Source organism: Frigidibacter sp. SD6-1 (genome assembly GCF_030143255.1).
GTDB lineage: Bacteria > Pseudomonadota > Alphaproteobacteria > Rhodobacterales > Rhodobacteraceae > TMP-24.
The window spans coordinates 127,776-151,274 of record NZ_JARJNR010000002.1; the positions used below are offsets into that span (position 1 = coordinate 127,776).

33 protein-coding genes are annotated in these 23,499 nt (G+C 67.7%); 12 read left to right on the forward strand and 21 right to left on the reverse strand.

Going from position 1 to position 23,499, the window contains the following annotated elements; genetic code table 11:
• The first annotated feature begins 110 nt into the window (after positions 1-110).
• Positions 111-1,625: a YifB family Mg chelatase-like AAA ATPase gene (locus P0645_RS05110; RefSeq protein ID WP_284163495.1), complete on the forward strand. Its 1,515-nt coding sequence runs from the start codon at positions 111-113 to the stop codon at positions 1,623-1,625.
• A 108-nt stretch (positions 1,626-1,733) separates the two neighbouring features.
• Here P0645_RS05110 and P0645_RS05115 read toward each other — a convergent pair whose 3' ends face one another.
• Both P0645_RS05115 and P0645_RS05120 read right to left on the reverse strand, forming a co-directional pair.
• On the reverse strand, positions 1,734-2,189 hold the full coding sequence (locus P0645_RS05115) for a macro domain-containing protein (RefSeq protein ID WP_284163496.1): 456 nt from the start codon (positions 2,187-2,189) through the stop codon (positions 1,734-1,736).
• 73 nt (positions 2,190-2,262) lie between these two features.
• Positions 2,263-3,270 carry a C-terminal binding protein gene (locus P0645_RS05120; RefSeq protein WP_284163497.1) on the reverse strand — a complete coding sequence of 336 codons (1,008 nt, stop codon included), beginning with the start codon at positions 3,268-3,270 and terminating at the stop codon, positions 2,263-2,265.
• A gap of 90 nt (positions 3,271-3,360) precedes the next feature.
• Here P0645_RS05120 and P0645_RS05125 point away from each other — a divergent pair, with 90 nt between their 5' ends.
• From P0645_RS05125 to P0645_RS05135, 3 genes are all read left to right on the forward strand, one after another.
• Positions 3,361-3,639 (forward strand): acylphosphatase, encoded by a 279-nt coding sequence (locus tag P0645_RS05125; protein WP_284163498.1) that lies wholly within the window; start codon positions 3,361-3,363, stop codon positions 3,637-3,639.
• A gap of 147 nt (positions 3,640-3,786) precedes the next feature.
• Positions 3,787-3,984: a heavy-metal-associated domain-containing protein gene (locus P0645_RS05130; protein WP_284163499.1), complete on the forward strand. Its 198-nt coding sequence runs from the start codon at positions 3,787-3,789 to the stop codon at positions 3,982-3,984.
• Between the two features lie 111 nt (positions 3,985-4,095).
• Positions 4,096-4,398, forward strand: a complete 303-nt coding sequence (locus P0645_RS05135; RefSeq protein WP_284163500.1) for a hypothetical protein — start codon at positions 4,096-4,098, stop codon at positions 4,396-4,398.
• Positions 4,399-4,402: 4 nt separating this feature from the next.
• On the opposite strand, the gene P0645_RS05140 is transcribed toward P0645_RS05135, so the two are convergent.
• From P0645_RS05140 to P0645_RS05185, 10 genes are all read right to left on the reverse strand, one after another.
• Entirely contained in the window at positions 4,403-4,828 is a 426-nt protein-coding gene (locus tag P0645_RS05140) for a hypothetical protein (protein ID WP_284163501.1), read from the reverse strand.
• A 76-nt stretch (positions 4,829-4,904) separates the two neighbouring features.
• Positions 4,905-5,342, reverse strand: a complete 438-nt coding sequence (locus P0645_RS05145; RefSeq protein ID WP_284163502.1) for a copper chaperone PCu(A)C — start codon at positions 5,340-5,342, stop codon at positions 4,905-4,907.
• A 36-nt stretch (positions 5,343-5,378) separates the two neighbouring features.
• A complete protein-coding gene (locus P0645_RS05150) occupies positions 5,379-5,729 on the reverse strand; it encodes a hypothetical protein (protein WP_284163503.1) in 351 nt (116 codons plus the stop codon).
• Positions 5,730-5,885: 156 nt separating this feature from the next.
• Positions 5,886-6,284: a hypothetical protein gene (locus P0645_RS05155; RefSeq protein ID WP_284163504.1), complete on the reverse strand. Its 399-nt coding sequence runs from the start codon at positions 6,282-6,284 to the stop codon at positions 5,886-5,888.
• A gap of 117 nt (positions 6,285-6,401) precedes the next feature.
• Positions 6,402-6,689 (reverse strand): 50S ribosomal protein L28, encoded by a 288-nt coding sequence (gene rpmB / locus P0645_RS05160; RefSeq protein ID WP_284163505.1) that lies wholly within the window; start codon positions 6,687-6,689, stop codon positions 6,402-6,404.
• A gap of 158 nt (positions 6,690-6,847) precedes the next feature.
• Entirely contained in the window at positions 6,848-7,534 is a 687-nt protein-coding gene (locus P0645_RS05165; protein ID WP_284163506.1) for an ArsR/SmtB family transcription factor, read from the reverse strand.
• A 94-nt stretch (positions 7,535-7,628) separates the two neighbouring features.
• On the reverse strand, positions 7,629-8,234 hold the full coding sequence (locus tag P0645_RS05170; RefSeq protein ID WP_284163507.1) for a hypothetical protein: 606 nt from the start codon (positions 8,232-8,234) through the stop codon (positions 7,629-7,631).
• 2 nt (positions 8,235-8,236) lie between these two features.
• Positions 8,237-8,446, reverse strand: coding sequence for a hypothetical protein (locus P0645_RS05175; RefSeq protein WP_284163508.1), 210 nt, complete (start codon positions 8,444-8,446; stop codon positions 8,237-8,239).
• Positions 8,443-9,099 (reverse strand): hypothetical protein, encoded by a 657-nt coding sequence (locus P0645_RS05180; protein WP_284163509.1) that lies wholly within the window; start codon positions 9,097-9,099, stop codon positions 8,443-8,445. Before P0645_RS05180 ends, P0645_RS05175 begins: the two co-directional genes overlap by 4 nt.
• A gap of 43 nt (positions 9,100-9,142) precedes the next feature.
• Entirely contained in the window at positions 9,143-9,301 is a 159-nt protein-coding gene (locus P0645_RS05185) for a hypothetical protein (protein ID WP_284163510.1), read from the reverse strand.
• A gap of 44 nt (positions 9,302-9,345) precedes the next feature.
• Here P0645_RS05185 and P0645_RS05190 point away from each other — a divergent pair, with 44 nt between their 5' ends.
• Complete coding sequence (locus P0645_RS05190; protein ID WP_284163511.1) at positions 9,346-9,675, forward strand: NIPSNAP family protein; 330 nt, start codon at positions 9,346-9,348, stop codon at positions 9,673-9,675.
• Positions 9,672-9,995: an antibiotic biosynthesis monooxygenase family protein gene (locus tag P0645_RS05195; protein ID WP_284163512.1), complete on the forward strand. Its 324-nt coding sequence runs from the start codon at positions 9,672-9,674 to the stop codon at positions 9,993-9,995. Before P0645_RS05190 ends, P0645_RS05195 begins: the two co-directional genes overlap by 4 nt.
• 79 nt (positions 9,996-10,074) lie before the next feature.
• On the opposite strand, the gene P0645_RS05200 is transcribed toward P0645_RS05195, so the two are convergent.
• Positions 10,075-10,794, reverse strand: a complete 720-nt coding sequence (locus tag P0645_RS05200; RefSeq protein ID WP_284163513.1) for a glutathione S-transferase family protein — start codon at positions 10,792-10,794, stop codon at positions 10,075-10,077.
• A gap of 96 nt (positions 10,795-10,890) precedes the next feature.
• On the opposite strand from P0645_RS05200, the gene P0645_RS05205 reads away from it, so the two are divergent.
• The gene (locus tag P0645_RS05205) at positions 10,891-11,364 is read left to right on the forward strand and encodes a MarR family winged helix-turn-helix transcriptional regulator (protein ID WP_284163514.1); all 474 of its coding nucleotides are present in this window, start codon (positions 10,891-10,893) and stop codon (positions 11,362-11,364) included.
• Here P0645_RS05205 and P0645_RS05210 read toward each other — a convergent pair.
• Entirely contained in the window at positions 11,346-12,251 is a 906-nt protein-coding gene (locus P0645_RS05210; RefSeq protein WP_284163515.1) for a LysR substrate-binding domain-containing protein, read from the reverse strand. The genes P0645_RS05205 and P0645_RS05210 overlap by 19 nt on opposite strands.
• 108 nt (positions 12,252-12,359) lie before the next feature.
• Here P0645_RS05210 and P0645_RS05215 point away from each other — a divergent pair, with 108 nt between their 5' ends.
• The 4 genes from P0645_RS05215 to P0645_RS05230 all read left to right on the forward strand — a co-directional run bounded on the left by P0645_RS05215 (position 12,360) and on the right by P0645_RS05230 (position 14,212).
• A complete protein-coding gene (locus tag P0645_RS05215; RefSeq protein WP_284163516.1) occupies positions 12,360-12,542 on the forward strand; it encodes a hypothetical protein in 183 nt (60 codons plus the stop codon).
• A 76-nt stretch (positions 12,543-12,618) separates the two neighbouring features.
• Positions 12,619-13,239: a nitrile hydratase subunit alpha gene (gene nthA / locus P0645_RS05220; RefSeq protein WP_284163517.1), complete on the forward strand. Its 621-nt coding sequence runs from the start codon at positions 12,619-12,621 to the stop codon at positions 13,237-13,239.
• Positions 13,236-13,898 (forward strand): nitrile hydratase subunit beta, encoded by a 663-nt coding sequence (gene nthB, locus P0645_RS05225; RefSeq protein ID WP_284163518.1) that lies wholly within the window; start codon positions 13,236-13,238, stop codon positions 13,896-13,898. The genes nthA and nthB overlap by 4 nt, the downstream gene beginning before the upstream one ends.
• Positions 13,895-14,212, forward strand: coding sequence for a nitrile hydratase accessory protein (locus P0645_RS05230; RefSeq protein ID WP_284163519.1), 318 nt, complete (start codon positions 13,895-13,897; stop codon positions 14,210-14,212). Before nthB ends, P0645_RS05230 begins: the two co-directional genes overlap by 4 nt.
• A gap of 70 nt (positions 14,213-14,282) precedes the next feature.
• Here the strand turns inward: P0645_RS05230 and meaB are convergent, their stop codons facing one another.
• On the reverse strand, positions 14,283-15,260 hold the full coding sequence (meaB, locus tag P0645_RS05235; RefSeq protein WP_284163520.1) for a methylmalonyl Co-A mutase-associated GTPase MeaB: 978 nt from the start codon (positions 15,258-15,260) through the stop codon (positions 14,283-14,285).
• A gap of 114 nt (positions 15,261-15,374) precedes the next feature.
• Here meaB and hrpB point away from each other — a divergent pair, with 114 nt between their 5' ends.
• Entirely contained in the window at positions 15,375-17,807 is a 2,433-nt protein-coding gene (gene hrpB, locus P0645_RS05240) for an ATP-dependent helicase HrpB (RefSeq protein WP_284163521.1), read from the forward strand.
• Between the two features lie 68 nt (positions 17,808-17,875).
• Here the strand turns inward: hrpB and gnd are convergent, their stop codons facing one another.
• The 6 genes from gnd to P0645_RS05270 form a co-directional block, all read right to left on the reverse strand.
• Positions 17,876-19,285, reverse strand: coding sequence for an NADP-dependent phosphogluconate dehydrogenase (gene gnd / locus P0645_RS05245; RefSeq protein ID WP_284163522.1), 1,410 nt, complete (start codon positions 19,283-19,285; stop codon positions 17,876-17,878).
• Between the two features lie 305 nt (positions 19,286-19,590).
• Positions 19,591-20,013, reverse strand: coding sequence for an aldo-keto reductase family protein (locus P0645_RS05250; protein WP_284163523.1), 423 nt, complete (start codon positions 20,011-20,013; stop codon positions 19,591-19,593).
• Between the two features lie 4 nt (positions 20,014-20,017).
• Positions 20,018-20,515, reverse strand: a complete 498-nt coding sequence (locus tag P0645_RS05255) for a DUF1993 domain-containing protein (RefSeq protein ID WP_284163524.1) — start codon at positions 20,513-20,515, stop codon at positions 20,018-20,020.
• Positions 20,516-20,594: 79 nt separating this feature from the next.
• Complete coding sequence (locus tag P0645_RS05260) at positions 20,595-21,164, reverse strand: cysteine hydrolase family protein (protein WP_284163525.1); 570 nt, start codon at positions 21,162-21,164, stop codon at positions 20,595-20,597.
• Positions 21,165-21,248: 84 nt separating this feature from the next.
• Positions 21,249-22,175 (reverse strand): ornithine carbamoyltransferase, encoded by a 927-nt coding sequence (gene argF / locus P0645_RS05265; protein ID WP_284163526.1) that lies wholly within the window; start codon positions 22,173-22,175, stop codon positions 21,249-21,251.
• Between the two features lie 108 nt (positions 22,176-22,283).
• Positions 22,284-23,459, reverse strand: a complete 1,176-nt coding sequence (locus P0645_RS05270; protein WP_284163527.1) for an aspartate aminotransferase family protein — start codon at positions 23,457-23,459, stop codon at positions 22,284-22,286.
• Positions 23,460-23,499 lie beyond the last annotated feature (40 nt).

The window sequence follows — 23,499 nt, forward strand, 5'->3', positions numbered from 1 at the left end:
CGGACCCCGTCCGGGGCCCGGGGGGCAGACAGCCCCCCGCCTCTCCGCAAGGCCCTCGTTAACCATTCCTAAACCCTGCCTGCCTATCGGTTAACCAAACGGAGAGGCAGATGGTGGCGCGGACCTATACGGTGGCCTTCGAAGGGGTGGAGGCGCGGATCGTCGAGGTGCAATGCGCCGTCGCCCCCGGCATGCCCGCCTTCCAGGTGGTGGGCCTGCCCGACAAGGCGGTGAGCGAGGCGCGCGACCGGGTGCGCTCGGCCCTCACCGCGATGGCCGTGGCGCTGCCATCGAAACGCATCACCGTCAATCTCTCGCCCGCCGACCTGCCGAAGGAAGGCTCGCATTTCGACCTGCCGATCGCGCTCGCGCTTCTCGCCGCCATAGAAATCCTGCCCGCCGAAGAGGTCGAAAGCACCGTGGCCCTGGGCGAACTGTCGCTCGACGGCCGCCTCGTCCCGGTCCTCGGCGCGCTGCCCGCCGCGATGGCGGCGGCGGGCGAGGAAAAGACGCTCGTCTGTCCCAAGGCCTCGGGGCCCGAGGCCGCCTGGGTCGGCGCCACCCCGGTCTTTGCCCCCGCGAGCCTCGGCGAGGCGATCCGCCATTTCACCGGCCAGTCGCCACTCACCCCCGCCCAGCCGGGCGAGGTCACGCGCGAAGGCGGTCACCGCGACCTGCGCGACGTCAAGGGCCAGGAACGCGCCAAGCGCGCGCTCGAAATCGCCGCCGCCGGGCGCCATCACCTCCTCATGGTCGGCACGCCCGGCTCCGGCAAATCGATGCTCGCCGCGCGGCTTCCCGGCATCCTGCCGCCGCTCGGCCCCGCCGAGGCGCTGGAGACCTCGATGATCCATTCCCTCGCGGGCCTTCTCGACGAAGGTGGCATCAGCCGCACGCGCCCCTTCCGCGAGCCGCACCATACCGCCTCGATGGCCGCCATCGTCGGCGGCGGGCGCGGCGCGAAACCGGGCGAGATCAGCCTCGCCCATAACGGCGTCCTCTTCCTCGACGAATTCCCGGAATTTCCCCGGCAGGTGCTCGAAACCCTGCGCCAGCCGATCGAGACGGGCGAAGTGGTGGTCGCCCGCGCCAATGCCCATATCCGCTATCCCTGCCGGTTCCTTCTGGTCGCCGCCGCCAATCCCTGCAAATGCGGCTATCTGACCGACCCCGCGCGCGCCTGCGGCAAGGCACCCATTTGCGGCGAGGATTACCTCGGCCGCATCTCCGGCCCGCTGATGGACCGGATCGACCTGCGGGTGGAGGTGCCGCCCGTCGCCTACACCGACCTCGACCTGCCCGAAACCGGCGATGGCTCCCAGACCGTCGCCGCCCGCGTCGAAGCGGCGCGCGAGCGTCAGTCGGCGCGTTTCGACGGCCACAAGACCGCCCGCGTCAATGCCGACGCCGAAGGCCAGCTCTTGGAAGAGGTGGCAAGCCCCGACCCCGAGGGCCGCGACCTCCTCGCCCGCGTCGCGGAAAGGTTCGGCCTCTCCGCCCGTGGCTACCATCGCATCCTGCGCGTCGCCCGCACCATCGCCGACCTCGATGGGTCAGAGGGCGTGCGCAAACCCCATGTCGCCGAGGCGGTCAGCTTCCGACTGACGGCGCTGGCGGGGCGGTGAACTGGCTTCTAGCCACCTGAACGACCGTCATGGCCAGATTGGAGATACTACAGATCGCAGCAGGCTCCGCCACGGCGGGCTGCGCTGCACGTCCCGAGAAGCGGTGGCTCAGGTCGGCAGAATGACGAGCGTGTGCCGTTGCCCAGCGAGCGCACCGACAATCAGGGGTGCTATCACCGCCCAATCGCCACGCGCGAGACCCGCGCCAATCAGCGGGTAGCCGATGCGCGCACCGTCAAAATCGCAAGCGATCGCCTCGAAACAGGCTTTGATCGCAGAATATTCCGCCCGAATGCCCGGACCCTTCCAATGGTGCTGGGTATAGGCGTTCACGACATGAAAGCGCGCACCGCCTCGTTCGATCCGAGCGGATGAAATGGTGCCCAGCTTACTGCGCGCTCCATATTCCGTCGATCTGTCGGCCTCGTAAGCCTCTGGAAACCGCGTGCGAATGACTTTGGCAATGCCTGCCCCCATGGTGTGAAAGCAGTTGCACCCATGGACGATGACATCGAATTCGCCCGCCAGAGCGAGTTCGATCAGGTCGCCTGTGCGCTGGTCCATGCATTTACTCCTGTCTACTGCGGCAGAGACTTGCATCAGCGGACACACGTCCCAAAATCGGTCACTTGGTCGGTCAGTCGAAGCGCACCCCCCGCTCCTGCGCCCTGAGCCTCGGGTCGCGGGACTTGACCAGGACCGGGCGGCCGCTCAGCGCCTCGTCGCAGCGTTCGAGCGTCTCGCGTTCGAGCCGCTCCATCGCCTCGGCGGTATAGAAGGTCAGGTGCGGCAGCATAAGCACGTTCGGCAGCGCGTAGAGCGGGCTCATCAGATGGCCCGAGAGGCTCAGGGGTTCGGCGGAAAAGACGTCGAGGCCCGCACCGGCGATGCGCCCCGCGGTCAGGGCGGCGACCAGTGCCGCCTCGTCGACCAGCGCGCCGCGCGAGGAATTGATGAGAAAGGCCGTGGGCTTCATCGTCGCAAGCTCCGCCGCGCCGATGATATGGCGGGTCGTGTCGTTCAGCGTGCAGTGAAGCGAGACGAAATCCGACTGGCGCAGCATCTCGTGCAGGTCCTCGACCTTCTCGACGCCATGGGCGGCCATCTCCGCCGCACTCATGCCGGGCGTATAGGACAGGACGCGGGCGCGGAACCCCTGCCCCGCCATCCGCGCGAAACTGCGGCCGATCCGTCCAAGGCCCACGATGCCCACGGTCTTGCCCGCGATATCGCTGCCCAGCCAGCGCGCGGTCGGCCAGGCCCAGCCCTCGGCCCGCATCTGCCGGTCGAGCGGGATCAGCTTCTTCGCCAGCGCGATCATCAGGGTGAAGGCGCCTTCGGCCACCGTCTCTTCGGCATATTCGGGGATGTTCACGACCGGGATGCCGCGCGCGCGGGCGGCCGGAATGTCGATCGCATCGATCCCCACGCCATATTTGACGATCGCCTTGAGGCGCGGCGCGGCTTCGATCACGCGTTCGGTCACGGGCGTATAGCACATGAGGAGAAGATCGGCGTCGGCCACCTCGGCCATGAGCCGACCCTCCTCCACGCCATCGGGCAGAAGCACAAGCTTACCACGCGCGCGGAGCCCCGCGTCGAGGATTGGCGTTTCCAGCTCGCAATCGGTGCGGACGATCTTCATCTGGCTCCCCCCCTCGGGGCGGAGGGGGCCACAGGCGGAAAGGCGGGTCAAGGCCGCTCTTCCATGCTAGGATCGCGACCGGAGGCGAGAATGCGCGAGACGGGCTTTCATGTCAGGGTGACCGGCCGGGTACAGGGCGTGGCCTACCGCGCCTGGGCACAGGCCGAGGCACAGGCGCTCGGCCTGAGTGGTTGGGTCAGGAACCGCGGCGACGGCTCTGTCGAGGCGATGCTGGCGGGGCCCGAAGAGACGGTGAAGGCCATGATCCTTGCGATGAGCGAGGGGCCGGGCGCCGCGCGCGTGACGGATGTCTTCACCGACCCGGTGGATCCGGCGACAGTCAGCCCGGGCTTCACCATCCGGCCCTGAGCGCCGCACCATCCGCCGCGCCCGAAATCTTCCAAAGATTTCGGACCGGATTTCGGATCGAAATCCGGCGCCGGTCCGGCGGCGGTCTTGACGCGGCGCGGGCGGGCGATGATCTATGAGCCAAGCGTCTCAACCCCGGTGGACCCGATGAAACTCTCCATTCCCGACATGAGCTGCGGCCATTGCAGGGCCACGGTCGAAAAGACCATTGCTGCCCTCGATCCCACCGCAAAAGTCGCGGTCGATCTGGGCTCCCGCACCGCCCTTGTCACCAGCGGCGCCCCTGCCGAGGCGGTCCTCGCCGCGCTGAAGGCCGAAGGCTACCCGGCCAGCCCGGCAGACTGAAAGCGCTTGCCTCATGCCCCGCCGGCGGCGATAGTGCTGCCGCCCGCGCCGTTACTGCGCCGGAACTGCGCCGGAACTGCCGGGAGCGCGGGGCAAGGACTGGGGGATGGGATGCGTTTTACCCTTATCGCCGGGCTTTTCGCCCTGATCCTGCCATCGGCCGCGCTGGCGGGCGGGACGATCGACAAGGCCTGCCGGGCGACCGGACGGGCGGGCGCGGGCCTCTGCGGCTGCATCCAGTCGGTCGCCGACCAGGTGCTGAGCCGCAGCGACCAGCGCCGCGCCGCGACCTTCTTCGCCGACCCCGACAAGGCGCAGGAGGTCCGCCTCTCGGACAGCGCCTCGGCCGAAGCTTTCTGGGACCGCTACGCCGCCTTCGCCAGCACCGCCGAGGCGGTCTGCACCGGCGGCTGAGACCTCAGCCGATCACGCCCAGCTGGCGAAGGCGGCGGGCATAGAGCCATTCGCAAAGCCCGATCATGAGGATGGCCAGAGAAAAGGCGATCGCGCCCTCGCCGCTGACCTTGTCGAGCGTGGGCGACATCACGAAGAAATTGTGGATGCCCGTGATCACCATCGCCGCGAACGACACCGCAAATACGGCCACCGCCGCGCCCCGACGCAAGAGCAGTAGCAGCGACCCGAGAACCGAGAACCAGACCGCGACCGCCCAGCTGCCCTCGACCCAGGACGGAAAGGACCGGAACCAGGCGGCCTGTTCTTGCGTGAACTGCGCCATGTAGAAGGCCGCGTTCATCTGGGTGAAGGTGTAATCGGCCGCACCGACGAGGTTCCAGAAGAGCGTGAGCCCGCCGATGATCCACAGATGCAATGGTGCGCGCATGATCCTTCCCTGCATGGCGCCGGGCATGATCCTGCCGCGCCCGGCGCCACAACTCTAGCAGGTAAATCGCGCGAGATCAGCGCTGATTGTCGACCGGAACCTCGATCGTGACCTCGCCCGCATGCTCGAAGGTCAGCGTGAGGCTGATCACCTCGCCCTCCTTCGGCACGCGGTTCAGCATCATCATCATCACATGGTCGGCCCCGCGTTCAAGCGCATGGCGACCACCCGACGGGATGGTGAAACCGCCCTCGACCGGCACCATCTGCATCACGCCGGCCGCATCCATCTTGTGGGTGTGCAACTCGGTCTTCGCCGCCACATCCGAAGTAACCGCGACCAGCCGGTCGTCGACCGCGGCATGGTTCTCGATCACGAAGAAGGCGGCGCCGGATTTGGCGCCGGGCAGGAAGCGGGCGTAGGGATCGTCCACATGCACGCCATCATGGGCGAACGCGGCGGTCGCGAAAAGCGCGAGGGAAGCGGCGAAGGCCGCAGTGCGCAGGAAAGTCATCTTCATCTCCGTTCTGAATTCCGATTGGGCTGGGGTTCAGGCGGAGACGACAGGCGGCGCGCGGGCCCGGAAGGCGGCGGGCAGCGGCAGCAGAGCCGCCGGATGCGGGCCGGGAAAGCTCGGCCGCTGGGCCAGCGCCTGCGGCGCCGGAAGACCGGCGACAGCCAGGTCAAGCGCGGCCAGCGCATGGGCGGCAAGATCGGGGCAGAGATGGCTGCGTCCGGTCGGATTGCCGTCCGCATCGAGCTCGATCTGCACGAGGCCGCCAGCCGAACAGAAGACGAGAACCTGCCCCGATCCGTCCGCCAGCCCGCGCGACGCCGCAATCCCCGCGCCGGTCAGCGCGATGAGAAGCGAGAGTGCAAGGGCGGCGAAGGTCCGGATCATGTCCGAATGCTATCCGATTGAACGCGCCCGTCATACGCCCTGCAGGGCGGGATGCAACCCCGGTCCTGACCTTTACGGGGTGGCGCTTTGTCGCTGGCCTCTCATCACCAACCGAGAGGCAGGATGACGGCATGGAGTCACCACGCGATCCCATCCTCAGGTAGGTGTATCTCCAAACGGCTCGGCGACAACCTGATGGTCGTCCTCATAAAGGACATATCCGACCCGGTCACAACGCAGGACCTCAATCGGATAGCCGTTTTCCGCGAGCAGTCGGACAAGCTCGAACGACTTGCCGATCGCTTCAGTCGCCACGTCTTTGTACCAGCTTAGACCTTGCGTTTCGCGCCGGTAGGCGCCCTTTGAACTGCTGCGGTTGAACCGGCCCGCGATTGGCAGGTTCTCTCGGAACCATTGAAGGATTTCTTCCAGATGCGCGAGCGTGCGACCATCGACGCTCGGACAATCGCGCAACTCGTAAGCGGCGCAAAAGACACCCTCGCGGTGTCGCTGGTTCTCTATCCTGTTCGGCCGCACAAATCGAATGTAGCCCATAGCCTTTCTCCGGGATCACATAAATCTCTGCCGACCGCTGCCCAGGCCACAGTCAAAAAACCAAAACCCCGCCGACACAGGGTGCGGGCGGGGCGGAACCGGCGAAAGCGGAAAGGATCAGGCCGCGGCCTGGGCCTTTTCGATGTCTTTCTTGATCTTCAGCGCGCGGGCCGACAGTTCGGCATCGTCCGCCTTGGCGAGGAAGGCGTCGAGGCCGCCGCGATGGTCGACGGTGCGCAGGCCGGCCGCCGAGACGCGCAGCCTGAACGACTGGCCAAGCGCGTCCGACATCAGCGTCACGTCGTTGAGGTTCGGCAGGAACCGGCGACGGGTCTTGTTGTTCGCATGGCTCACCTTGTTGCCCGACATCGGGCCCTTGCCCGTGAGTTCGCAAACGCGCGACATCTTGTTCTTCCTTCAGTTCCCGAGGCGGCAGCCGCCCCTGATTCCCATAACCACATGGGCGCCAACCGCTGGGCGCCCGGAATTCCGTTGGCGCGAGATACGGGCAAAGCCGGGCGGCGTCAAGTGATTCACCCCCGCTTCTTTCGGCCCCGCAGCCATCAGGCGCACGGGAAGAGCCTGTCAAAGGCCGCCTCGCCCGCGCGGCTGAAGCGCAGGATGCGCGTCTGGGGCACCCGCATGACCCAGCCCCGCCCCTCCAGCGCCGTCAGCAAGGCCCGCCCCAGCCGCCCGCCCAGATGGCTGCGCCTGACGCTCCAGTCCAGGCAGGCGCGGCAGAGGGGCGGCCGGTGGCGGGCGAAATCGGCGGGGGTCAGGCCGAGGCCCTCGGCAAAGGCCCAGCCGGGGTCGGTCAGCCCCATCCCGTTGGTGGTTTCCATGAGAAACCCGCGCCGGATCAGGCTGTCATACATCTGCACCCCGCGCTCGCCCGCGAGGTGATTGTAGCAGACCCGCGCCCGGCGCAACTCGGGGTCGCGCGGGCCGGGCCTTGTGCGGGCGGCGGGGCGGGAGGCCGCGGAAAAGGCCAGAAGCTGCTCGATCAGCAGGCCCGCCTCTTCCGATGCGAGCGCATAATAGCGGTGCCGCCCTTCCTTGCGAGGCATCACGAGACCGCCCGCCTCAAGCTTCGCCAGATGCGCCGAGGCGGTGGGCAGCCCGATCCCCGCCTCGGCGGCGAGCTCGCTCACCGTGCGCGCGCCGCCATCCGCCAACGCCACCAGCATATGCGCCCGCGCCGGGTCGCCGATCAGCGCGGCCGTGCGGGAAATGTCGGGGCCTTCGCGCATGGTTCGATCCTCAACGAAGCATTCCATCATACTCTAACCTATTCCGCGCCCACCCGCATCCGCCAATCGCACCGCGCAAGGGTCGGATCGCCGGTCAGACGATACGGCAGCGCATCAGGTGGAAAGCCTTGGCGAGGCCCGCCTTGTGCAGGGCCTGACCCAGCCTCGGGCTCACGAAAAAGCCCTCCTCCACACGCTCGTCACCCCAGATGTCAGCCCCTTCCAGCGCAGCGCGGGTCACGGCGAAATCGTCGTCCTTGACCCAGAGTTCTGGCGTGCAGTTGCCGCGCCAATTTGGCCCATCGACCGAGCGGCTGTCTTCCATGGCGAGCGCGTTTTTCTTCGCCCCGAAGTTCAGCGCCCAGAAGAACCCGTCTACGGGGGTCACCCCGTCATGGCGGACCATTTCCAGGGGATAGAGACCGCCACTGCCCAGATCGAATTGCCGCAACACAGCAGCAGCCCTCTCGGTCACGCAGAAATAGCCGTTCACTGTGAAGAGATGGCCAAACTTTTTTCTCCGGTCTTCGACATCGACCGCCCGTTGCGGCAAGACCTTCGGGTCCAGGTGCCCCCCCCCCAGCTGAATCATTGTGTAGTGTGATCCGACCGGCGCAGGTTCGGCAGGCTTATCCCTCTTGTAAAAGGATACCAGCTCGGACCTCTGCGGCGCCACGCTCAGCCAGACGGTCTCGGTCATTGTCACGCTCCTTTGCTCTGGGACGCGCCGATCTTCTCGAGCATCTCCCGCTCTACAAGCCCGCCGATCTGGGGATGCATCCTCAGCTCCCCCTCCTTCACGACCCGGGCAAGGTGGGCGAAACTCACCGGAACACCCGGATTTGTCCATGCATATGGTGGGTTGGCACGCATCCTACGCCCGCTGATCTTGTAATCGGACAGGGTGGTCATTTGTTCATCGGCCTTTTGCGAACGCGTATCCAGTAGGTTTCCGGCAACTCTTTGGGCATGAAATCAAGGAATGCGTTGAGATAGTGCCCTTGATATTGCGGCGGCACGGGTTCCTGTTTGGCGGGTGGGTAAAATGCAGCAAAAGATAGGCAGTATTCGACGAGCAGATCGGTAAATACGTTCCGAACTCGAATTATCTCCGCCTCGCTTAGGCTGGCCCAGGGAAAGTCGAATTTATAAATTTCAAGATATGATCCATACTTGATTTGGAACCAGTCCTGATATTCGTGGTATGTCTTGAATGGCCTCAACTCCTCAATGAAATGATTGGTTGTAAAGTCCCACTGATCGAGCGTGTGCCCATATTTTTTCCGGAACATATCACCAATCAAGCTATGGGTCCGGCTATCACTTGTGGCCCAGCCCACAAGCTTTCCATGGCCGGGCAGCGTGATCTCGAACCGGTAGATCGGATAGTGAAGATGCAGATTGGAATCGGGCTCCGTGCCATCCTCGATCAGCATGGCCTGGGCCGAGGCGCTTTTCGCGCCGATCGGCTTGACGTAAAGCAGGCCAGACGGCCGCCGCTGGCCGGGGATCAGTTCGATATCGTCAAGATAGGTCCGGGACTCGCCCTCAAAGCCTTCGATCATTGCATCCTCGCTGCCTGGGTTTCTGAAGCGCGCCAGCGGCGGGTCACCCCGCCTTTGCCGCCCGCCCCATCTTCTCCAGCATCTCAGCCTCCACAACGTGGCGGTGCAACCGCACCGTCAACTCCCCCTCCTTATCGACCCGGGCGGCGGGGGTATATGATGCGAAGGGAAACAGTTCGATCCCGAACGAAACACTCGTCATCCGATTTGCCCTATAGCCGGTGCACGCAGCAAGAAAGGAAGCCCATGCTCACCTGCATCATCCGCTATCAGATCGACCCCACCAAACGCGCGGCGTTCGAAACCTATGCGCGGCGCTGGGGCGAGGCGATCCCGAAGGCGGGCGCCGATCTTGTCGGCTATTTCGCGCCCCACGAAGGGTCGTCAACGCTGGCCTACGGCATCTATCACATCGAAAGCCTTGCCGCCTACGAGGCCTATCGCGCGCGGCTTGCGGCCTCGCCGGAGGGCCGGGCGAATTATGACTTCGCGCAGGCGGAGAAGTTCATCCTGCGCGAGGACCGGACCTTCCTGAAACTCGCCTCGGCGCCCCATTCCACGCTGGTCCGGCCATGATCGCCGTCATCTTCGAGGTCTGGCCGAATGCCGAGGGCAAGGCGGCCTATCTGGAGACGGCTGCACGCCTGAGGGCCGAGCTTGAGACGATCGACGGCTTTCTCTCGGTCGAGCGGTTTGAAAGCCTGAGCGAGCCCGGCAAGCTCCTGTCCTTGTCCTTCTTCCGCGACGAGGCGGCGGTCAGGGACTGGCGGACCCGGACCCGGCACCGCGCGGCGCAGGCCTCGGGCCGGGCGGGCCTTTTCGACGATTACCGGATCCGGGTGGCGACGGTCCTGCGCGACTATGGAAAGAGGGACCGCGCCGGGGTGCCTGACTGAAGCCGCGGGGGGTTTCACACCCCCCGCACCCCCCGTGGGATATTTGGACCAGAGTGAAGCCGGGACGGACCGGGGCGGGTCATAGAGCGCCGGCCATAAGGGCGGAGATGTGCGAGCGCCGCGCCAGAAGGAAGCGCGCGAGGCGGTCGTTGTAGTCGGCGGGCGCGGCGGCGCGGACCGACGGACGCGCCGCAAGGCGCGCGCGCCAGGCGGCGACGCGGGCGAGGCCCGTGAGGACGCCGAAATCGCCGATCCGGTCGAAGGTATCGAAATAGCGGAAGACCGGGGCGAAGGCGGCATCGACGAGGCTGAAGGCCGCGCCCGCGAACCAGGGGCCGGTCAGGTCCGCCTCGACCCGTTCGAACCGGGCGCGCAGCGCCTTGGCGCGGGCGGCGAAACTCTCGGCGTCGGGCGCGTTGTAGAGCGCCCCGATTCCGTCGAGCATGTCGGAGGAAAACTGGATCCAGCCCCGGTGGCGGGCGCGCTCGAGGGGATGGGCCGGATGCAGCTTCGGCGCCTCGGTATCGTCGAGATAGTCGATGATCGCGGCGGATTCGAAGAGCGGAACGCCCCCGACCAGAAGCATCGGCGTCTTGCCGGTGGGCGAGAGCCTGAGGAACCAGTCGGGTTTCGCGGCGAGGTCGATATCGGTGCGGGTGAAGGGCACCGACTTCTCGTGCAGCGCGATGGCGGCGCGCTGGACATAGGGGCAAAGCGGGTGACTGACGAGGGTCAGCTTGCGGGCGCCTCGCCGCGCTTCCGGATCTGGGTGAGGGGCGGGGGAAAGTGTCTGGCTCATTGCGGCCTCCATGTAGATGCAGTTGCATCAATATTGGCGCGCGCGCCCTGCGCCGTCAAACTTGATGCACCTGCATGGATCGTCTATCCCCTGTGCATGGACGAACCTTTCACCCCGCCACCGCCACAGATCGTCGCCGTCTGGACCGCGCTCATGCGCGCCAGCCGCCAGGTGCGCGAGGCGGTCGAACGGGCGCTGAAGGCGGCGGGCCTGCCGCCCTTGGACTGGTATGACGCCTTGTGGGAGATCGAGCAGGCACCGGAAGGCATCCGTCCGAACGCGCTCGAAACCCGGCTCCTCCTGCCGCAATACGGCCTGTCGCGGCTGATCGCGCGACTGGTGGAGGCAGGCTACGTGGCGCGAGGGCCAAGCCCCGGCGACGGGCGCGGCCAGCTCTTGCATCTGACCGACGCGGGACGCGCCGTGCGGCGGGCGATGTGGCCCGTCTATGGCGCCGCCCTGACCCGGACGTTCGCAGGGACACGTGCCGAGAGCGAGGCAGCCCGGCTCGCAGCGCTTCTCAAGGGGCTGACTGGCGAGGGGCGTCCCCCTCAGCCTCCGATCGCCTGAAACTCCGCAAGCACCCAGTCGCGGAACGCCCGGATCGCGGGCGCATTCCGCCGCCGCTCCGGATAGACGAGATACATGGAAAACGCCTCGCGCCAGACGGTCGCGAAAGGCTGTATCAGGTCGCCCCGCGCCAGTTCCGCGCGGAAGAGGTAAGGGTTGAGGAGACAGGCGCCATGACCGGCGATCGCCGCCTGCGCGGTCAGCGCCTGCGTGCCGAACAAGGTCCGGCCTCCACTGCGGCAGCTTGGCGGCGCGACCCCGGCCGCCCGGAACCAGCCCGCCCAGCCTTCGTCATCCGCGTCGATCAATGGCAGCGACAAGAGATCGGCGGGCACGGCGGGCCGTCCGTGCCGGGCGATGAAGGCCGGCGAGATCATCGGCGCATAGTCTCCGGGCAGCAGGTAATGAGTGGCGAGGCCCGGCCATTCCCCCAAGCCGGCGCGAATGGCCACCGTCGCCTCGCCCGCCAGCAGATCGACAAGACGCGACTCGACCTCCACCCGTGTCATAATCGTCGGATGGGCGACCTGGAAGGCGCCGAGACGGGGGGCGATGATCTGCTGGGCAATCGTTGGCAGGACCGAGATCACCAGCGTCTCGTCGCTGGTCTGGCGCGCCTCGGCGAAGGCCTGACGCAGGATGTCGAGCGCTTCCTCGGCACGCGTGGCGAGGCGGGCGCCATCGGGCGTCAGCTCGACCCCGCGCGCCCGGCGACGGAAAAGCGCGAAACCCACGCGGTCCTCCAGCACCTTGATCTGATAGCTGACCGCGGCCTGGGTCATGCCCAGCTCCTCCCCTGCCGCCGTGAAGCTGCCCTGCCGGGCAGCCGCCTCGAAGGCGCGGATCGCGGCAAGCGGCGGAAGCGAGGGTTTGACGCGGGCGGGCATGGGATCAAGCCATCAAACTGATTTATACCTTATAGCGTACCTTCGATTGGTGGGGAAGCGGGGATTCGGCGATAGTGGCTTTCAGAAACTTCCACCCCGGAGGACGATATGAACAGCCTCACCCTGACTGCTACGCCGCGCAAGTCCCTTTTTTCGCGCCTCTTCCACCGCCCGGCGCCACAACCGCCGATCCTGCTCGACGATGGCCGCCGCGTCGATGCGGCGACGCTCGTCGCGATCAAGGATCTCTCGCCGCATCTGCTGAGAGATATTGGCCTGACTAACTTCTAGTCCCGGTCCCAGTCCAGCCCCGGCACGACCTCCGCCGGGGCTGGACTTCGCCAGACGGCCGTGGAAATCTGAGCCCATGCCGCATGATCATCGCCATGACGAACCCCACAGCCTGCTGCCGTCCGACCCCGCGCTCAGGGTCAAGGCGCTGCAGACCATCCTTGTCCGCAAGGGGCTGGTCGATCCGGCGGCGATGGAAGCCATCCTGGACACCTACGAGACAAAGGTCGGACCGCATCTTGGCGCAAAGGTCGTGGCGCGGGCCTGGGCGGACCCAGATTTCCGCGCCCGACTGCTGGCAGACGCCAACGCGGCGATGCTGGAACTTGGCATATCCGGCCGCCAGGGCGAACATGTGGTCGCGGTCGAGAACAGCGCGGACCAGCACAATATGGTCGTCTGTACGCTTTGCTCCTGTTATCCGTGGCCGCTTCTGGGCATCCCGCCCGCCTGGTACAAATCCGACGCCTACCGCAAGCGCGCGGTGCGCGAACCCCGCGCGGTTCTGGCCGACTTCGGCGTGACACTGCCCGAAGGCACCTCTGTCCGCGTCTGGGATTCGACCGCCGAGGTCCGCTATCTGGTGATACCCGCACGCCCCGCAGGCACCGAAGGCTGGGACGAGGAGCGCCTCGCCACCCTCGTCACCCGCGATTCGATGATCGGCACCGGCTTCCCCCGCGAGGCGGGCGCATGACCCGCCCACACGACATGGGCGGTCAATCCGGCGGCCGGGTCATACCGGCGCCAGACGGCATTCCCGCCTATGACGCGCCCTGGCACCGTACTGCCCTCGGCCTCACCCTCGCCGCAGGGGGCCTGGGCGGCTGGACCATAGACGAAAGCCGTGCCGCCCGCGAACGGCTCAAGGACTACCCGCGCTTCAGCTATTACGAGAAATGGATCGCCGCCCTTGCCGGGCTTCTCGTCGAAAAGGGCTTCGTGACCGAAGAGGAACTGGCGGCAGGCACCGCCGTTCAGGCACCGCTTTCGCCCCGCGCCTTCATGATCGAGAAAGTCGCCCCCGCGCTCGCCCGCGGCACGCCCTACAGCCGCCCCGGCCCCGCGCCGCGCTTCGCCGTGGGCGACAGGGTCACCACCCGCCGCCCCGCCGCCAATGCTTTCGTCGGCCGAGGCCACACTCGACTCCCGGCCTATGCCGAGGGCAAGCCGGGCCGGGTGATCCTGTCTCATGGCCCCCACGTCTTTCCCGACCGCAATGCCCATGGGCTGGGTGAGGCGCCCGAGCCGCTCTACACGATCCTCTTCCGCGCCGCCGACCTGTGGGAGGCGCCCGAAGATCCCGAGGACGAGGTGACGCTCGACCTCTGGGAAAGCTACCTTGTCCCGGCATGACCGCCCCTGCCCCCTCCTCTTTCACGGACCCCTGGCAGGCCGAACTCTTTGCCCTGACCGTGGCGCTTTCGGATGCGGGTCAATTCAGCTGGCCCGCCTGGACCGAGGCCTTCGGCGCCACGCTCAGGCGCCACGGGGCAAACCGGATGCTCGACGGCGACGAGGATTATTTCGCCGCCTGGCTCGAAACCCTCGAAACGCTCCTCGCCACCTCCGGCGCCGCCCCCAGCGCCGAAACCGCGAAGGCCCGCGCCGCGTGGGAACAGGCCTATCGCACGACGCCGCACGGCCAGCCGGTGCAACCCGCTCTCTGACCGCGCCGCCAAAATCCTTCGCGAAGGATTTTGGCCAGAAATTTTTTCGCGAAAAAATTTTGGCCCGGCCTCACCGCCGGTCCAGAAGGCCCAGCATCTCGCGCGCCGCGTCCGAGGGCGGGCGGCCCTTCTCAACCTCTCGCCCGAGCCGTTCCATCGCCTTGCGGCTGTCGGCATCTGCCGTCAGACGGGCGAGCAGGGCCTGCCGCACCTCCTCCTCGAACCAGTGGCGCGCCTGTTCGGCGCGGCGGGTGGCGAAGAGGCCCTTTGCCTTCCTCCAGCCCGTCAGCTCCTCCATCGCCGCCCAGGCAGGTTCAAGCCCCTGTTCCTCCAGCGCCGAAACCGTCATCGCCCTGGGATAGCCCTCCGGGTCCTGCGGGCGCTTGCGCAGAAGCTTCAGCGCACCGGCATAGTCGGCGCAGGTGCGGGTCGCCGCCGCCTTCAGATCGCCATCGGCCTTGTTGACGAGGATCAGGTCGGCCATCTCCATGATGCCGCGCTTCACACCCTGCAACTCGTCGCCGCCCGCAGGCGCCAGCAGAAGGACGAACAGGTCGCACATCCCGGCCACCATCGTCTCGGACTGGCCCACGCCCACCGTCTCGATCAGCACCACGTCGAACCCCGCCCCCTCGCACAGCGCCACCGCCTCGCGCGTCCGCCGCGCGACACCGCCCAGGTGGGTCTGGCTCGGCGAGGGGCGGATGAAGGCCAACGGGTCGCGCGACAGCCGCTCCATCCGCGTCTTGTCGCCCAGGATAGACCCACCCGACCGGGCCGAGGACGGATCGACCGCCAGCACCGCCACCTTCAGCCCCTTCGCGGTCAGGAAAGACCCGAAGGCCTCGATGAAGCTCGACTTGCCGACACCCGGCGTGCCCGAAAGACCGATGCGCAGCGCCTGCCGCCCCGCCGGTGCCAAACGGTCCAGCAGACGAAGCGCGGCTTCCCGGTGATCGGCCCGCCCGCTTTCCACAAGCGTGATCGCGCGCGCGAGCGCCCGGCGGTTGCCGGCCAGAATCCCGGTTGCAAGCTCTTCAGGCGTCATGCGGCCTCCAGGTTCGGTTGGATGTCTCTTGCCCGCTTGCAAGACGCCTGTCCAGCCCGCGCGATCTGGCCCGCCTCATCTGGCCAAGGCCGGGCGAAGCGGCGATAAGGCGGTATGACCCTGTTGCCGATCGACCCGATCCTGCCCGACCTCTGCGCCCGCCTGATCGCGGCGGGCCGCGCCGTCCTGCAGGCGCCGCCGGGCGCGGGCAAGACGACACGGGTCCCCTTGGCCCTTCTCGACGCGGGCGTTCAGGGCCGCATCCTGATGCTGGAGCCCCGCCGCCTCGCCGCCCGCGCCGCCGCCGAACGCATGGCCGAAACGCTGGGCGAACCGGTGGGCCAAAGGGTCGGCTACCGGATCAGGGGCGAGGCGAAGACCTCGCCCGCCACAAGGATCGAGGTGGTGACCGAAGGCATCCTCACCCGGATGATCCAGTCCGATCCGGAGCTCAAGGGAATCGGCGCCGTTGTCTTCGACGAATTCCACGAACGCTCGCTCCATGCCGACCTCGGGCTGGCGCTCGCCTGGGAGGTGAAGGGCGCGCTCCGCCCCGATCTCCTGATCCTCGTCATGTCCGCGACACTCGATGCCGAACCCGTGGCGCGGCTTCTGGACGACGCCCCGGTCCTCACATCCGAAGGCCGCGCCTTTCCGGTCGAGACCCGCTGGCTGCCCCGCCCGCCCGACGCGTCCCTGCGCTACGAGGCGGGCGTTGCGGGACTGGTCGCGCAGGCAGTCGAGGAAACCGAAGGCGGGGTGCTGGTCTTCCTGCCGGGCGAGGGCGAAATCCGCCGGGTCGAAGCGCTTCTGGCCGGGCGGCTACCCTCCGGTTGCGCCATAAGGCCGCTCTACGGCGCCATGGACTTCGCCGCCCAGCGCGCGGCGCTGACACCGGTCGCGTCGGGCCGCAAGCTCGTGCTCGCCTCCGCCATCGCCGAAACCTCGCTGACCATCCCCGACATAGGCGTGGTGGTCGATGGCGGCCGGGCGCGGCGGGCACGGTTCGACCCGGCCTCCGGCATGTCGCGGCTGGTGACCGAACGGGTGACGCGGGCCGAGGCCGAACAAAGGCGCGGCCGCGCGGGCCGGGTCGCCGCAGGCATCTGCTACCGCTACTGGACGAAGGGCGAGGAAGGCGCGCTTGCCCCCTACCCGCCCGCCGAGATCGAGGCGGCGGACCTCACGGGCCTTGCGCTGGAACTCGCGCTCTGGGGATCGGACGGGGCGGACCTCGCCTTCCTGACCCCGCCGCCCGCCCCGGCGCTCTCCGAGGCGCGGGCGCTTCTGCACGGCCTCGGCGCGCTTGATGCGCAGGGCCGGATCACCGCGCACGGGCGCCGGCTCGCCGCCCTGCCCGTCCATCCCCGGCTTGGCCACATGCTGGTGCTCGCCGGTCCCGGGGCCGCGACGATGGCCGCGCTTGTGGAAGACCGCGATCCCCTGCGCGGCGCCGGGGCCGACCTCGGCCTCAGGCTCCGCGCGATCCGCGCGCCCAAGGACGCACCCGGCGCCGACCGCGGCGTGCTCGAGCGGATCCGGACGGAGGCGAAGCGGCTCGCGCGGCTGGCCACACCGGCAGACAGACCCTTCAGCCCCGCCGAAATGGCGGCCCTCGCCTACCCCGACCGGATCGGCCAGCGCCGCAAGGGCGACGAGGCGCGCTATGTCCTCTCCGGCGGCAAGGGCGCCATCGTCGCGCAGGGCGACCCGCTCGGCCGGGCGAACCTCATCGTCGCGACCGACCTCGACGGCGACCCGCGCGAGGCGAAGGTCCGGCAGGGGATCGCGATCGACGAAGCGGACGTGCGCAGCCTCTTTGCCGACAGCATCCGCTGGCAGGATGTCTGCGACTGGTCGCGGCGCGAGGGCCGGGTGGTCGCCCGGCGGCAGGAACGTCTGGGCGCGCTCATCCTCGCCCTCCGCCCCTGGCCCGACGCCCCGCCCGAGGCCATGGCCCGCGCCGCGCTCGATGGCATCCGCCAGATCGGCCTGCCCTGGACCGCCGCCGCCCGGCGTTTCCGGGCGCGGGTGGAGCTTCTCCGGCACGAAGGCGCCGACCTGCCAGATTTCAGCGACGAAGGCCTCCTCGCCCGCGCCGAGGACTGGCTTTTGCCGCATCTGACCGGCAAGCGCACCGAGGCCGACCTCCGCGCGCTCGACCTGACCGAACCCCTGAAGGCCGCGCTGGACTGGGAGGCGCTGCAGCTGGTGAACCGCCTCGCGCCCGCCCATTTCGAAACCCCGCTCGGCCGGTCCGTCCCCATCGACTACGAAGGCGACCATCCCGCGATCAGCCTGCGCCTGCAGGAGATGTTCGGCGTGACCGCCCACCCGACCGTCGGGCCCAGACGCCTGCCCTTGCGCATCACGCTCCTCTCCCCCGCCCAGCGCCCGGTGCAGGTGACGCTCGACCTGCCGGGCTTCTGGGCCAATTCCTATGCCGATGTCCGCAAGGACATGCGCGGCCAATATCCCAGACATCCCTGGCCCGAAGACCCGACGCAGGCCGAACCCACCCTGCGCGCCAAGCCGCGCGGCAGCTGATCCCCTTCAGTCTGGTCCAAATATCCTCGGGGAGCGCGAGGGGCAGACAGCCCCTCGCTCCCTCCCCCTCAGCCCGGCGCCAGCGCCCAGGGGCCATGGAAATCCGTGCCGGGACGGTCCGTGCGCTCGAACCCGTGCGCACCGAAGAAGTCGCGTTGCCCCTGGATCAGGTCCGCCGTGCCGCGCGCGCGGGTCAGCTGGTCGAAATAGGCCAGCGCCGCCGAAAGCGCCGGGGCGGCATGGCCGCCCATGGCGGCGGCGGCCACGGTGCGGCGCAGCGCGGGGATACCGTCCTTGAGGTGGCCGGCGAAGGCGGGCGAGAAGATCAGCTGGCCCTGTGGCAGACCCGTGCGGACGGCACTTGAGATGTCGTCGAGAAGCGCCGATCGGATGATGCAGCCCGCCCGCCAGATCCCGGCGATGCGGGCAAGGTCGAGCGACCAATCGAAATGGTCCGAGGCGGCGGCGAGCAGCGTCAGCCCCTGGTCATAGGCCACGATCTTCGCGGCGAGGAGCGCGCGGGCCAGATCGTCCGCCGCAGGCGGCGCCACTGCGACGGCCGGCGGGAAAAGCGCCTGTCCTGCCGCCCGGCGCGCGCCGTCCGACGACAGGCTGCGGGCGGCGACGGCGGCATCGACGGTGGTAAGGGAAAGGCCGAGCTTCAAGGCCTCGATCAGCGTCCAGCGCCCGGTGCCCTTCTGCCCCGCCCGGTCGGCGATGACCGAAACCATGGGCTGGCCGGTTTCCGGATCGGTCGCGGCCAGCACCTTAGCGGTGATCTCGACCAGGTAGGATTTCAGCGGCCCCTCGTCCCAAACGGCGAAAAGCCCTGCCGCCTCCGCAGGCGCCATCCCCGCGCCGTCGCGCAAAAGGCCCCAGATCTCGGCGATCATCTGCATGTCGCCATATTCGATGCCGTTATGGACGGTCTTGACGAAATGACCCGCCCCGTCGGGACCAAGATGCGCGGCGCAGGGCGCACCCTGATAGCGCGCGGCGATGGCTTCGACGATGTCGCGGACGCGTTCATAGGTCGCGGCCGGGCCGCCGACCATGATCGAGGGCCCGTGGCGCGCACCCTCCTCGCCGCCGGAAACTCCCATGCCGAAGAAGCGGATGCCTTTCGCGGCCAGTTCCGCCTCGCGCCTTCGGGTATCGTTGAAATCGGCATTGCCGCCGTCGATCAGCAGGTCGTCCCGTGCGAGATGCGGCAGAAGCGAGCCGATCACCTGATCGACCGGATCGCCCGCATTGACCATGATCAGGATCGCGCGCGGCCGGTCCAGCGCCGCGACCAAGCCCGCCGGATCGTCATGGCCCGAAAGCCGCGCGCCCCACGCGCCCGCCGCGGCGAGAAACTCCCGCGTGACGGCGGCGGTGCGGTTGTGGACGGCGACGGGAAAGCCCTTCTCGGCGATATTGAGCGCCAGAGCCGCGCCCATCGTGCCAAGCCCGACCAGCCCGATGCGTGCCGCCATCTGCCCCTCCTGCGCTGTCGCATTGATAAGACAGATGTTAGCGCCCGACAACCGGACTGCTCAGCGCTTGTGAATCACCGCGACCTGATCCTTGCGCTTGCGATCGTACCTGACCTGGAAGAGGAAGCAGCCGGAAATTTCCGGGGCAAGGGCGTTGAAGGCCGCTTCCGTCGCGGCATCGCCATGGCGGAAGCTGCGGGTCTCGGAGAAGCTGCGAAAAAGGTCGGCCGTCTTGGTGATCCCCTCCCGCTCGTAGGGCGGGGGCTGCCAGCGCAGGTCCTCGATGATGTATAGCCCGCCCGACTTCAGGATCGGGAAGAGTTCGAGGAAACCGGACTGCTGGTGGTGCGAGGCGTGGCTCGCATCGTCGATGATGATGTCAAGCGCGCCGAGTTGGCCGCCACCGCCGCGATATTCTCCCGCGCGTCCATGTCGCAGCGGTAAAAGCTGAAGCGGTCATCCGCGAACCAGCCGAAATCCGAAACGTCGAGGCCGTGGATATGGGCCTTCGGAAAATATTCCAGCCACATCCTGACCGACGGCAGGTCGGTGGTCTTGCGGTCGGCGCTTTCGCCATGTTCCGGCCCGCCGATCTGCAGACCCATTTCCAGAAAGCGGATCGACCGGTCGCGGAACGGGCGGAAGAGCATCTCGTAAAGCTCGGTATAGCGATGCTTGGTCGAGCCCTTGTCAGAGCCGTAGCGGTCGGCGAGGTCGGTCAGGTTCATGCGCTCAGGCTCCCAGGAAATCAGCCTTGCCGAGGTCCACGCCATTGTGGCGCAGAAGGGCATAGGCCGTGGTCATGTGGAAATAGAAGTTCGGCAGGATCCACTGGCGGATATAGGCGTCGCCGGTGAAGGTCAGTTCGCGCGGACCGGCCTTGAAGGAAACCGTGCGCGTCTCGGCTCCCGCCAGATCGGCCGGGGTCAGCGCTTTCAGCTGCGCCACGGTCGAGGCGATGCGGGCCCTGAGATCGGCGAAGCTCGTCTCGGTATCGGCGACCGGGGCCGGTTCCTCGCCCTTCAGGCGCGCGATGGCGCGGCGGGCCTGATCGCAGGCGATCTGGATCTGGCGGGTGAAGGGGAACATGTCGGGATAAAGCCGCGCCGTCAGAAGCGCGGCGGGGTCGATCTTCTTCGTCGTGCAATGCGCCTCGGCCTTGTCGAGGATCTTCGACAAGGCCGTCAGCCCATGGGCAAGCGGCGGCGCGAAATTGTCATAGAGAGACATGATGGGTTCCCCTGTCGGCCCGGCGGAATGCCTGGCGCGGAGGCAAGGCTAGCGCCTCGCCCCGGCGAACGGAAGGGCCTCATGCCGCCGTGACCGCCGCGTCGTCCAGACGTGCGGCAATGGCCGCGGTCGGCAGCACCTCGGCGAAATCGGCGCCGAGGATGGTGAGCGTCACGTCAAGCACCGTCGCCGCATCGATCCGGCTGCCGTCGGCGCGCGGCAGATCGAAGCCCATGAGCGCATCCGACGCGAGCAGAACCGGATAGCCGAGGTCCGAGGCCCAACGCGTGGTCGAGGTCACGCAGAAAGCCGCGACCGCGCCGCACAGGACGATCCGGTCGATGCCCCGCGCCCTGAGAAGCGCGTCGAGCCCGGTCCCCGCGAAGGCCGACGAGCCGGATTTGGTGATCACCACCTCCCCCGCCACCGGCGCCGCCTCGGGGATGACTTCGGCCGAGCGCAGACCCGCCGAGAAAGGCGTGCCGGGCTGATCGTGATGGACATGAACGATGGGCAGCCCGCGCGCCCGGAACAGCGCCAGCAGCGCCGCCACCCGCGCGGGCGCCTGCGGGTTCACATGCTCCCGCCCCGCCGCGATCCGCTCGATCATCCCCATCTGCATGTCGATGATCAGAAGGGCTGTGGTCATCCCGGATCTCCTTTCAAGGGCCGCTCTTCGGTCCCTGCCGGTCCCTCATCGCTTGCGACGAGCGTCCGGCAGGACGACGAGGAGCTATACCCCGAGACAATAGCGCAGAATAGCCTTCTGCGCGTGCAGGCGATTTTCGCTTTCATCGAAGATGACCGATTGCGGGCCGTCCATCACCGCGCTGCTCGCCTCCTCGTTCCTGTGCGCGGGCAGGCAGTGCATGAAGAGCGCGTCGGGCTTGCCCTGGCCCATCATCTCCTCGTTCACCTGATAGGGCCGCAGCTGGTTGTGGCGGCGTTCGCGGGCGCTTTCGGGGTCATGCATCGAGACCCAGGTGTCGGTGACGATCGCGTCGGCGCCCTTGGCGGCCTTCAGCGGATCGCGCTCGATCAGGACGGTCGAGCCTTTGGAACGGGCGAACTCGACCGCGCGCGGGTTGGGGTCGAGGGTTTCGGGGCCGGTGAAGGTCAGGTCGAAGCCGAACTGGCCCGCCGCATGCAGCCAGGAGGTGCAGACATTGTTGCCGTCGCCCGACCAGACGAACTTGCGACCTTTGACCGGGCCGCGATGTTCCTCGTAGGTGACGATGTCGGCCATGATCTGGCAGGGGTGCGACGTGTCGGTCAGGCCGTTGATCACCGGCACGGTCGCATGCTCGGCCATCTCGATCAGCGTCGCCTCCTCGAAGGTGCGCAGCATGATGAGATCGACGTAGCGGGAGAGGACGCGGGCAGTGTCGGCGATGGACTCGCCATGGCCGAGCTGCATGTCCTTCCCGGAGAGGACCATGACCTCGCCGCCCATCTGGCGGGCACCGACGTCGAAGGAAATGCGGGTCCGGGTCGAGGGTTTCTCGAAGATGAGGGCGATCATGCGGCCCGCGAGCGGCTGGTCGGCGTCGGGCGCGCCCTTGGGCTTGCCATGGCGCGCGTCCTTCATGGCGCGGGCTTGCGCGATCATTGCATGAAGGTCGGCGGCGGGCGTGGTGTGGAGGTCGAGGAAATGGGTCATCTTGGCCTTTCCGGGCGAAGGTTTCCGGGGCGGAAGTCGGGGGGCTGTCTGCCCCCCGGACCCCCCGAGGATATTTGGAAACGAAAGAGCGGGAAGCGGCGGATCATCTCAGGCCGCCTGTCGGAGCGAGAGGGCGGCCGCGTCGAGGCGGCGGGTGGCCTCGGCGAGGTCAGCGTCGCTGATCGTGAGTGGCGGCAGCAGGCGGACGGTAGTGTCGGCCGCCGCGACGGTCAGGACATGGGCGGCGTATCCGGCCTTGACCAGATCGGCGGGCGCGATCTTGCATCTGAGGCCGAGCATCAGGCCCTGGCCCCGGACGCTTTCGAAAATGCCCGGATGGGCGGCGACGAGCGCCTCCAGCCCCTGGCGGAAGAGGGCGGCCTTGCGGTTCACGTCGGCTAGGAAGGCGGGATCGGCGATGATCTCGGTGACCTTGGCGCCGACCGCGCAGGCCAAGGGGTTGCCGCCATAGGTGGAGCCATGGGTGCCCGCCACCATGCCGGAGGCCGCCCTTTCGGTCGCGAGCACCGCGCCCAAGGGGAAGCCGCCGCCGATGCCCTTGGCCACCATCATGATATCCGGTGTGATGCCCGCCCATTCATGGGCGAAGAGGCGCCCGGTGCGGCCCATGCCCGATTGCACCTCGTCGAGGATGAGAAGCGCGCCGGTCTGATCGCAGAGCTGGCGGATCAGCTTCAGGTCGGCGTCGGGCAGCGGCCGGATGCCGCCCTCGCCCTGGATCGGTTCCAGCATGACCGCGCAGGTCCTGTCCGAGATCGCTGCCCGGAGCGCTGCCATGTCGCCCCAGGGCAGCTGGCGGAAACCCGGCATCAGCGGCCCGAAGCCCTTGACCATCTTTTCCGACCCGGCGGCCGCGATTGCGCCGGTCGAGCGGCCATGGAAGGCGCCTTCGAAGGTCAGGATCTCTTCGCGGGGTTCGCCTTTGTCATACCAGTATTTCCGCGCCATCTTGATGGCGAGTTCCGCCGTCTCGGTCCCGGAATTGGTAATGAAGGCGGTGTCGGCGAAGGTGTGGGCCGTCAGGAGGTCTGCCAGCCGCTTCTGCTCAGGGATCTCGTAGACGTTCGACACATGCCAGACCTTGCCCGCCTGTTCGGTAAGAGCGGCAATCAGCGCCGGATGAGCATGGCCAAGCGCATTGACCGCGATCCCCGAGGCGAGGTCGAGATAGCGCGTGCCATCGGTGGCGATGAGCCAGCTTCCCTCGCCCCGTTCGAAGGCCAGGGGCGCGCGGTTGTAGGTGGGCAGGACGGAAGGGATCATGGAAATCTCCGGCTCGATGGGCGATGCGTGCCAAAGGGGC

What these genes read in the sequence shown, in the direction of transcription:
- P0645_RS05110 (WP_284163495.1), top strand. Translation starts at nt 111, where the DNA reads ATGGTGGCGCGGACCTATACGGTGGCCTTCGAAGGGGTGGAGGCGCGG.
- P0645_RS05115 (WP_284163496.1), bottom strand. Translation starts at nt 2,189, where the DNA reads ATGGACCAGCGCACAGGCGACCTGATCGAACTCGCTCTGGCGGGCGAA.
- P0645_RS05120 (WP_284163497.1), bottom strand. Translation starts at nt 3,270, where the DNA reads ATGAAGATCGTCCGCACCGATTGCGAGCTGGAAACGCCAATCCTCGAC.
- P0645_RS05125 (WP_284163498.1), top strand. Translation starts at nt 3,361, where the DNA reads ATGCGCGAGACGGGCTTTCATGTCAGGGTGACCGGCCGGGTACAGGGC.
- P0645_RS05130 (WP_284163499.1), top strand. Translation starts at nt 3,787, where the DNA reads ATGAAACTCTCCATTCCCGACATGAGCTGCGGCCATTGCAGGGCCACG.
- P0645_RS05135 (WP_284163500.1), top strand. Translation starts at nt 4,096, where the DNA reads ATGCGTTTTACCCTTATCGCCGGGCTTTTCGCCCTGATCCTGCCATCG.
- P0645_RS05140 (WP_284163501.1), bottom strand. Translation starts at nt 4,828, where the DNA reads ATGCGCGCACCATTGCATCTGTGGATCATCGGCGGGCTCACGCTCTTC.
- P0645_RS05145 (WP_284163502.1), bottom strand. Translation starts at nt 5,342, where the DNA reads ATGACTTTCCTGCGCACTGCGGCCTTCGCCGCTTCCCTCGCGCTTTTC.
- P0645_RS05150 (WP_284163503.1), bottom strand. Translation starts at nt 5,729, where the DNA reads ATGATCCGGACCTTCGCCGCCCTTGCACTCTCGCTTCTCATCGCGCTG.
- P0645_RS05155 (WP_284163504.1), bottom strand. Translation starts at nt 6,284, where the DNA reads ATGGGCTACATTCGATTTGTGCGGCCGAACAGGATAGAGAACCAGCGA.
- rpmB (WP_284163505.1), bottom strand. Translation starts at nt 6,689, where the DNA reads ATGTCGCGCGTTTGCGAACTCACGGGCAAGGGCCCGATGTCGGGCAAC.
- P0645_RS05165 (WP_284163506.1), bottom strand. Translation starts at nt 7,534, where the DNA reads ATGCGCGAAGGCCCCGACATTTCCCGCACGGCCGCGCTGATCGGCGAC.
- P0645_RS05170 (WP_284163507.1), bottom strand. Translation starts at nt 8,234, where the DNA reads ATGACCGAGACCGTCTGGCTGAGCGTGGCGCCGCAGAGGTCCGAGCTG.
- P0645_RS05175 (WP_284163508.1), bottom strand. Translation starts at nt 8,446, where the DNA reads ATGACCACCCTGTCCGATTACAAGATCAGCGGGCGTAGGATGCGTGCC.
- P0645_RS05180 (WP_284163509.1), bottom strand. Translation starts at nt 9,099, where the DNA reads ATGATCGAAGGCTTTGAGGGCGAGTCCCGGACCTATCTTGACGATATC.
- P0645_RS05185 (WP_284163510.1), bottom strand. Translation starts at nt 9,301, where the DNA reads ATGACGAGTGTTTCGTTCGGGATCGAACTGTTTCCCTTCGCATCATAT.
- P0645_RS05190 (WP_284163511.1), top strand. Translation starts at nt 9,346, where the DNA reads ATGCTCACCTGCATCATCCGCTATCAGATCGACCCCACCAAACGCGCG.
- P0645_RS05195 (WP_284163512.1), top strand. Translation starts at nt 9,672, where the DNA reads ATGATCGCCGTCATCTTCGAGGTCTGGCCGAATGCCGAGGGCAAGGCG.
- P0645_RS05200 (WP_284163513.1), bottom strand. Translation starts at nt 10,794, where the DNA reads ATGAGCCAGACACTTTCCCCCGCCCCTCACCCAGATCCGGAAGCGCGG.
- P0645_RS05205 (WP_284163514.1), top strand. Translation starts at nt 10,891, where the DNA reads ATGGACGAACCTTTCACCCCGCCACCGCCACAGATCGTCGCCGTCTGG.
- P0645_RS05210 (WP_284163515.1), bottom strand. Translation starts at nt 12,251, where the DNA reads ATGCCCGCCCGCGTCAAACCCTCGCTTCCGCCGCTTGCCGCGATCCGC.
- P0645_RS05215 (WP_284163516.1), top strand. Translation starts at nt 12,360, where the DNA reads ATGAACAGCCTCACCCTGACTGCTACGCCGCGCAAGTCCCTTTTTTCG.
- nthA (WP_284163517.1), top strand. Translation starts at nt 12,619, where the DNA reads ATGCCGCATGATCATCGCCATGACGAACCCCACAGCCTGCTGCCGTCC.
- nthB (WP_284163518.1), top strand. Translation starts at nt 13,236, where the DNA reads ATGACCCGCCCACACGACATGGGCGGTCAATCCGGCGGCCGGGTCATA.
- P0645_RS05230 (WP_284163519.1), top strand. Translation starts at nt 13,895, where the DNA reads ATGACCGCCCCTGCCCCCTCCTCTTTCACGGACCCCTGGCAGGCCGAA.
- meaB (WP_284163520.1), bottom strand. Translation starts at nt 15,260, where the DNA reads ATGACGCCTGAAGAGCTTGCAACCGGGATTCTGGCCGGCAACCGCCGG.
- hrpB (WP_284163521.1), top strand. Translation starts at nt 15,375, where the DNA reads ATGACCCTGTTGCCGATCGACCCGATCCTGCCCGACCTCTGCGCCCGC.
- gnd (WP_284163522.1), bottom strand. Translation starts at nt 19,285, where the DNA reads ATGGCGGCACGCATCGGGCTGGTCGGGCTTGGCACGATGGGCGCGGCT.
- P0645_RS05250 (WP_284163523.1), bottom strand. Translation starts at nt 20,013, where the DNA reads ATGAACCTGACCGACCTCGCCGACCGCTACGGCTCTGACAAGGGCTCG.
- P0645_RS05255 (WP_284163524.1), bottom strand. Translation starts at nt 20,515, where the DNA reads ATGTCTCTCTATGACAATTTCGCGCCGCCGCTTGCCCATGGGCTGACG.
- P0645_RS05260 (WP_284163525.1), bottom strand. Translation starts at nt 21,164, where the DNA reads ATGACCACAGCCCTTCTGATCATCGACATGCAGATGGGGATGATCGAG.
- argF (WP_284163526.1), bottom strand. Translation starts at nt 22,175, where the DNA reads ATGACCCATTTCCTCGACCTCCACACCACGCCCGCCGCCGACCTTCAT.
- P0645_RS05270 (WP_284163527.1), bottom strand. Translation starts at nt 23,459, where the DNA reads ATGATCCCTTCCGTCCTGCCCACCTACAACCGCGCGCCCCTGGCCTTC.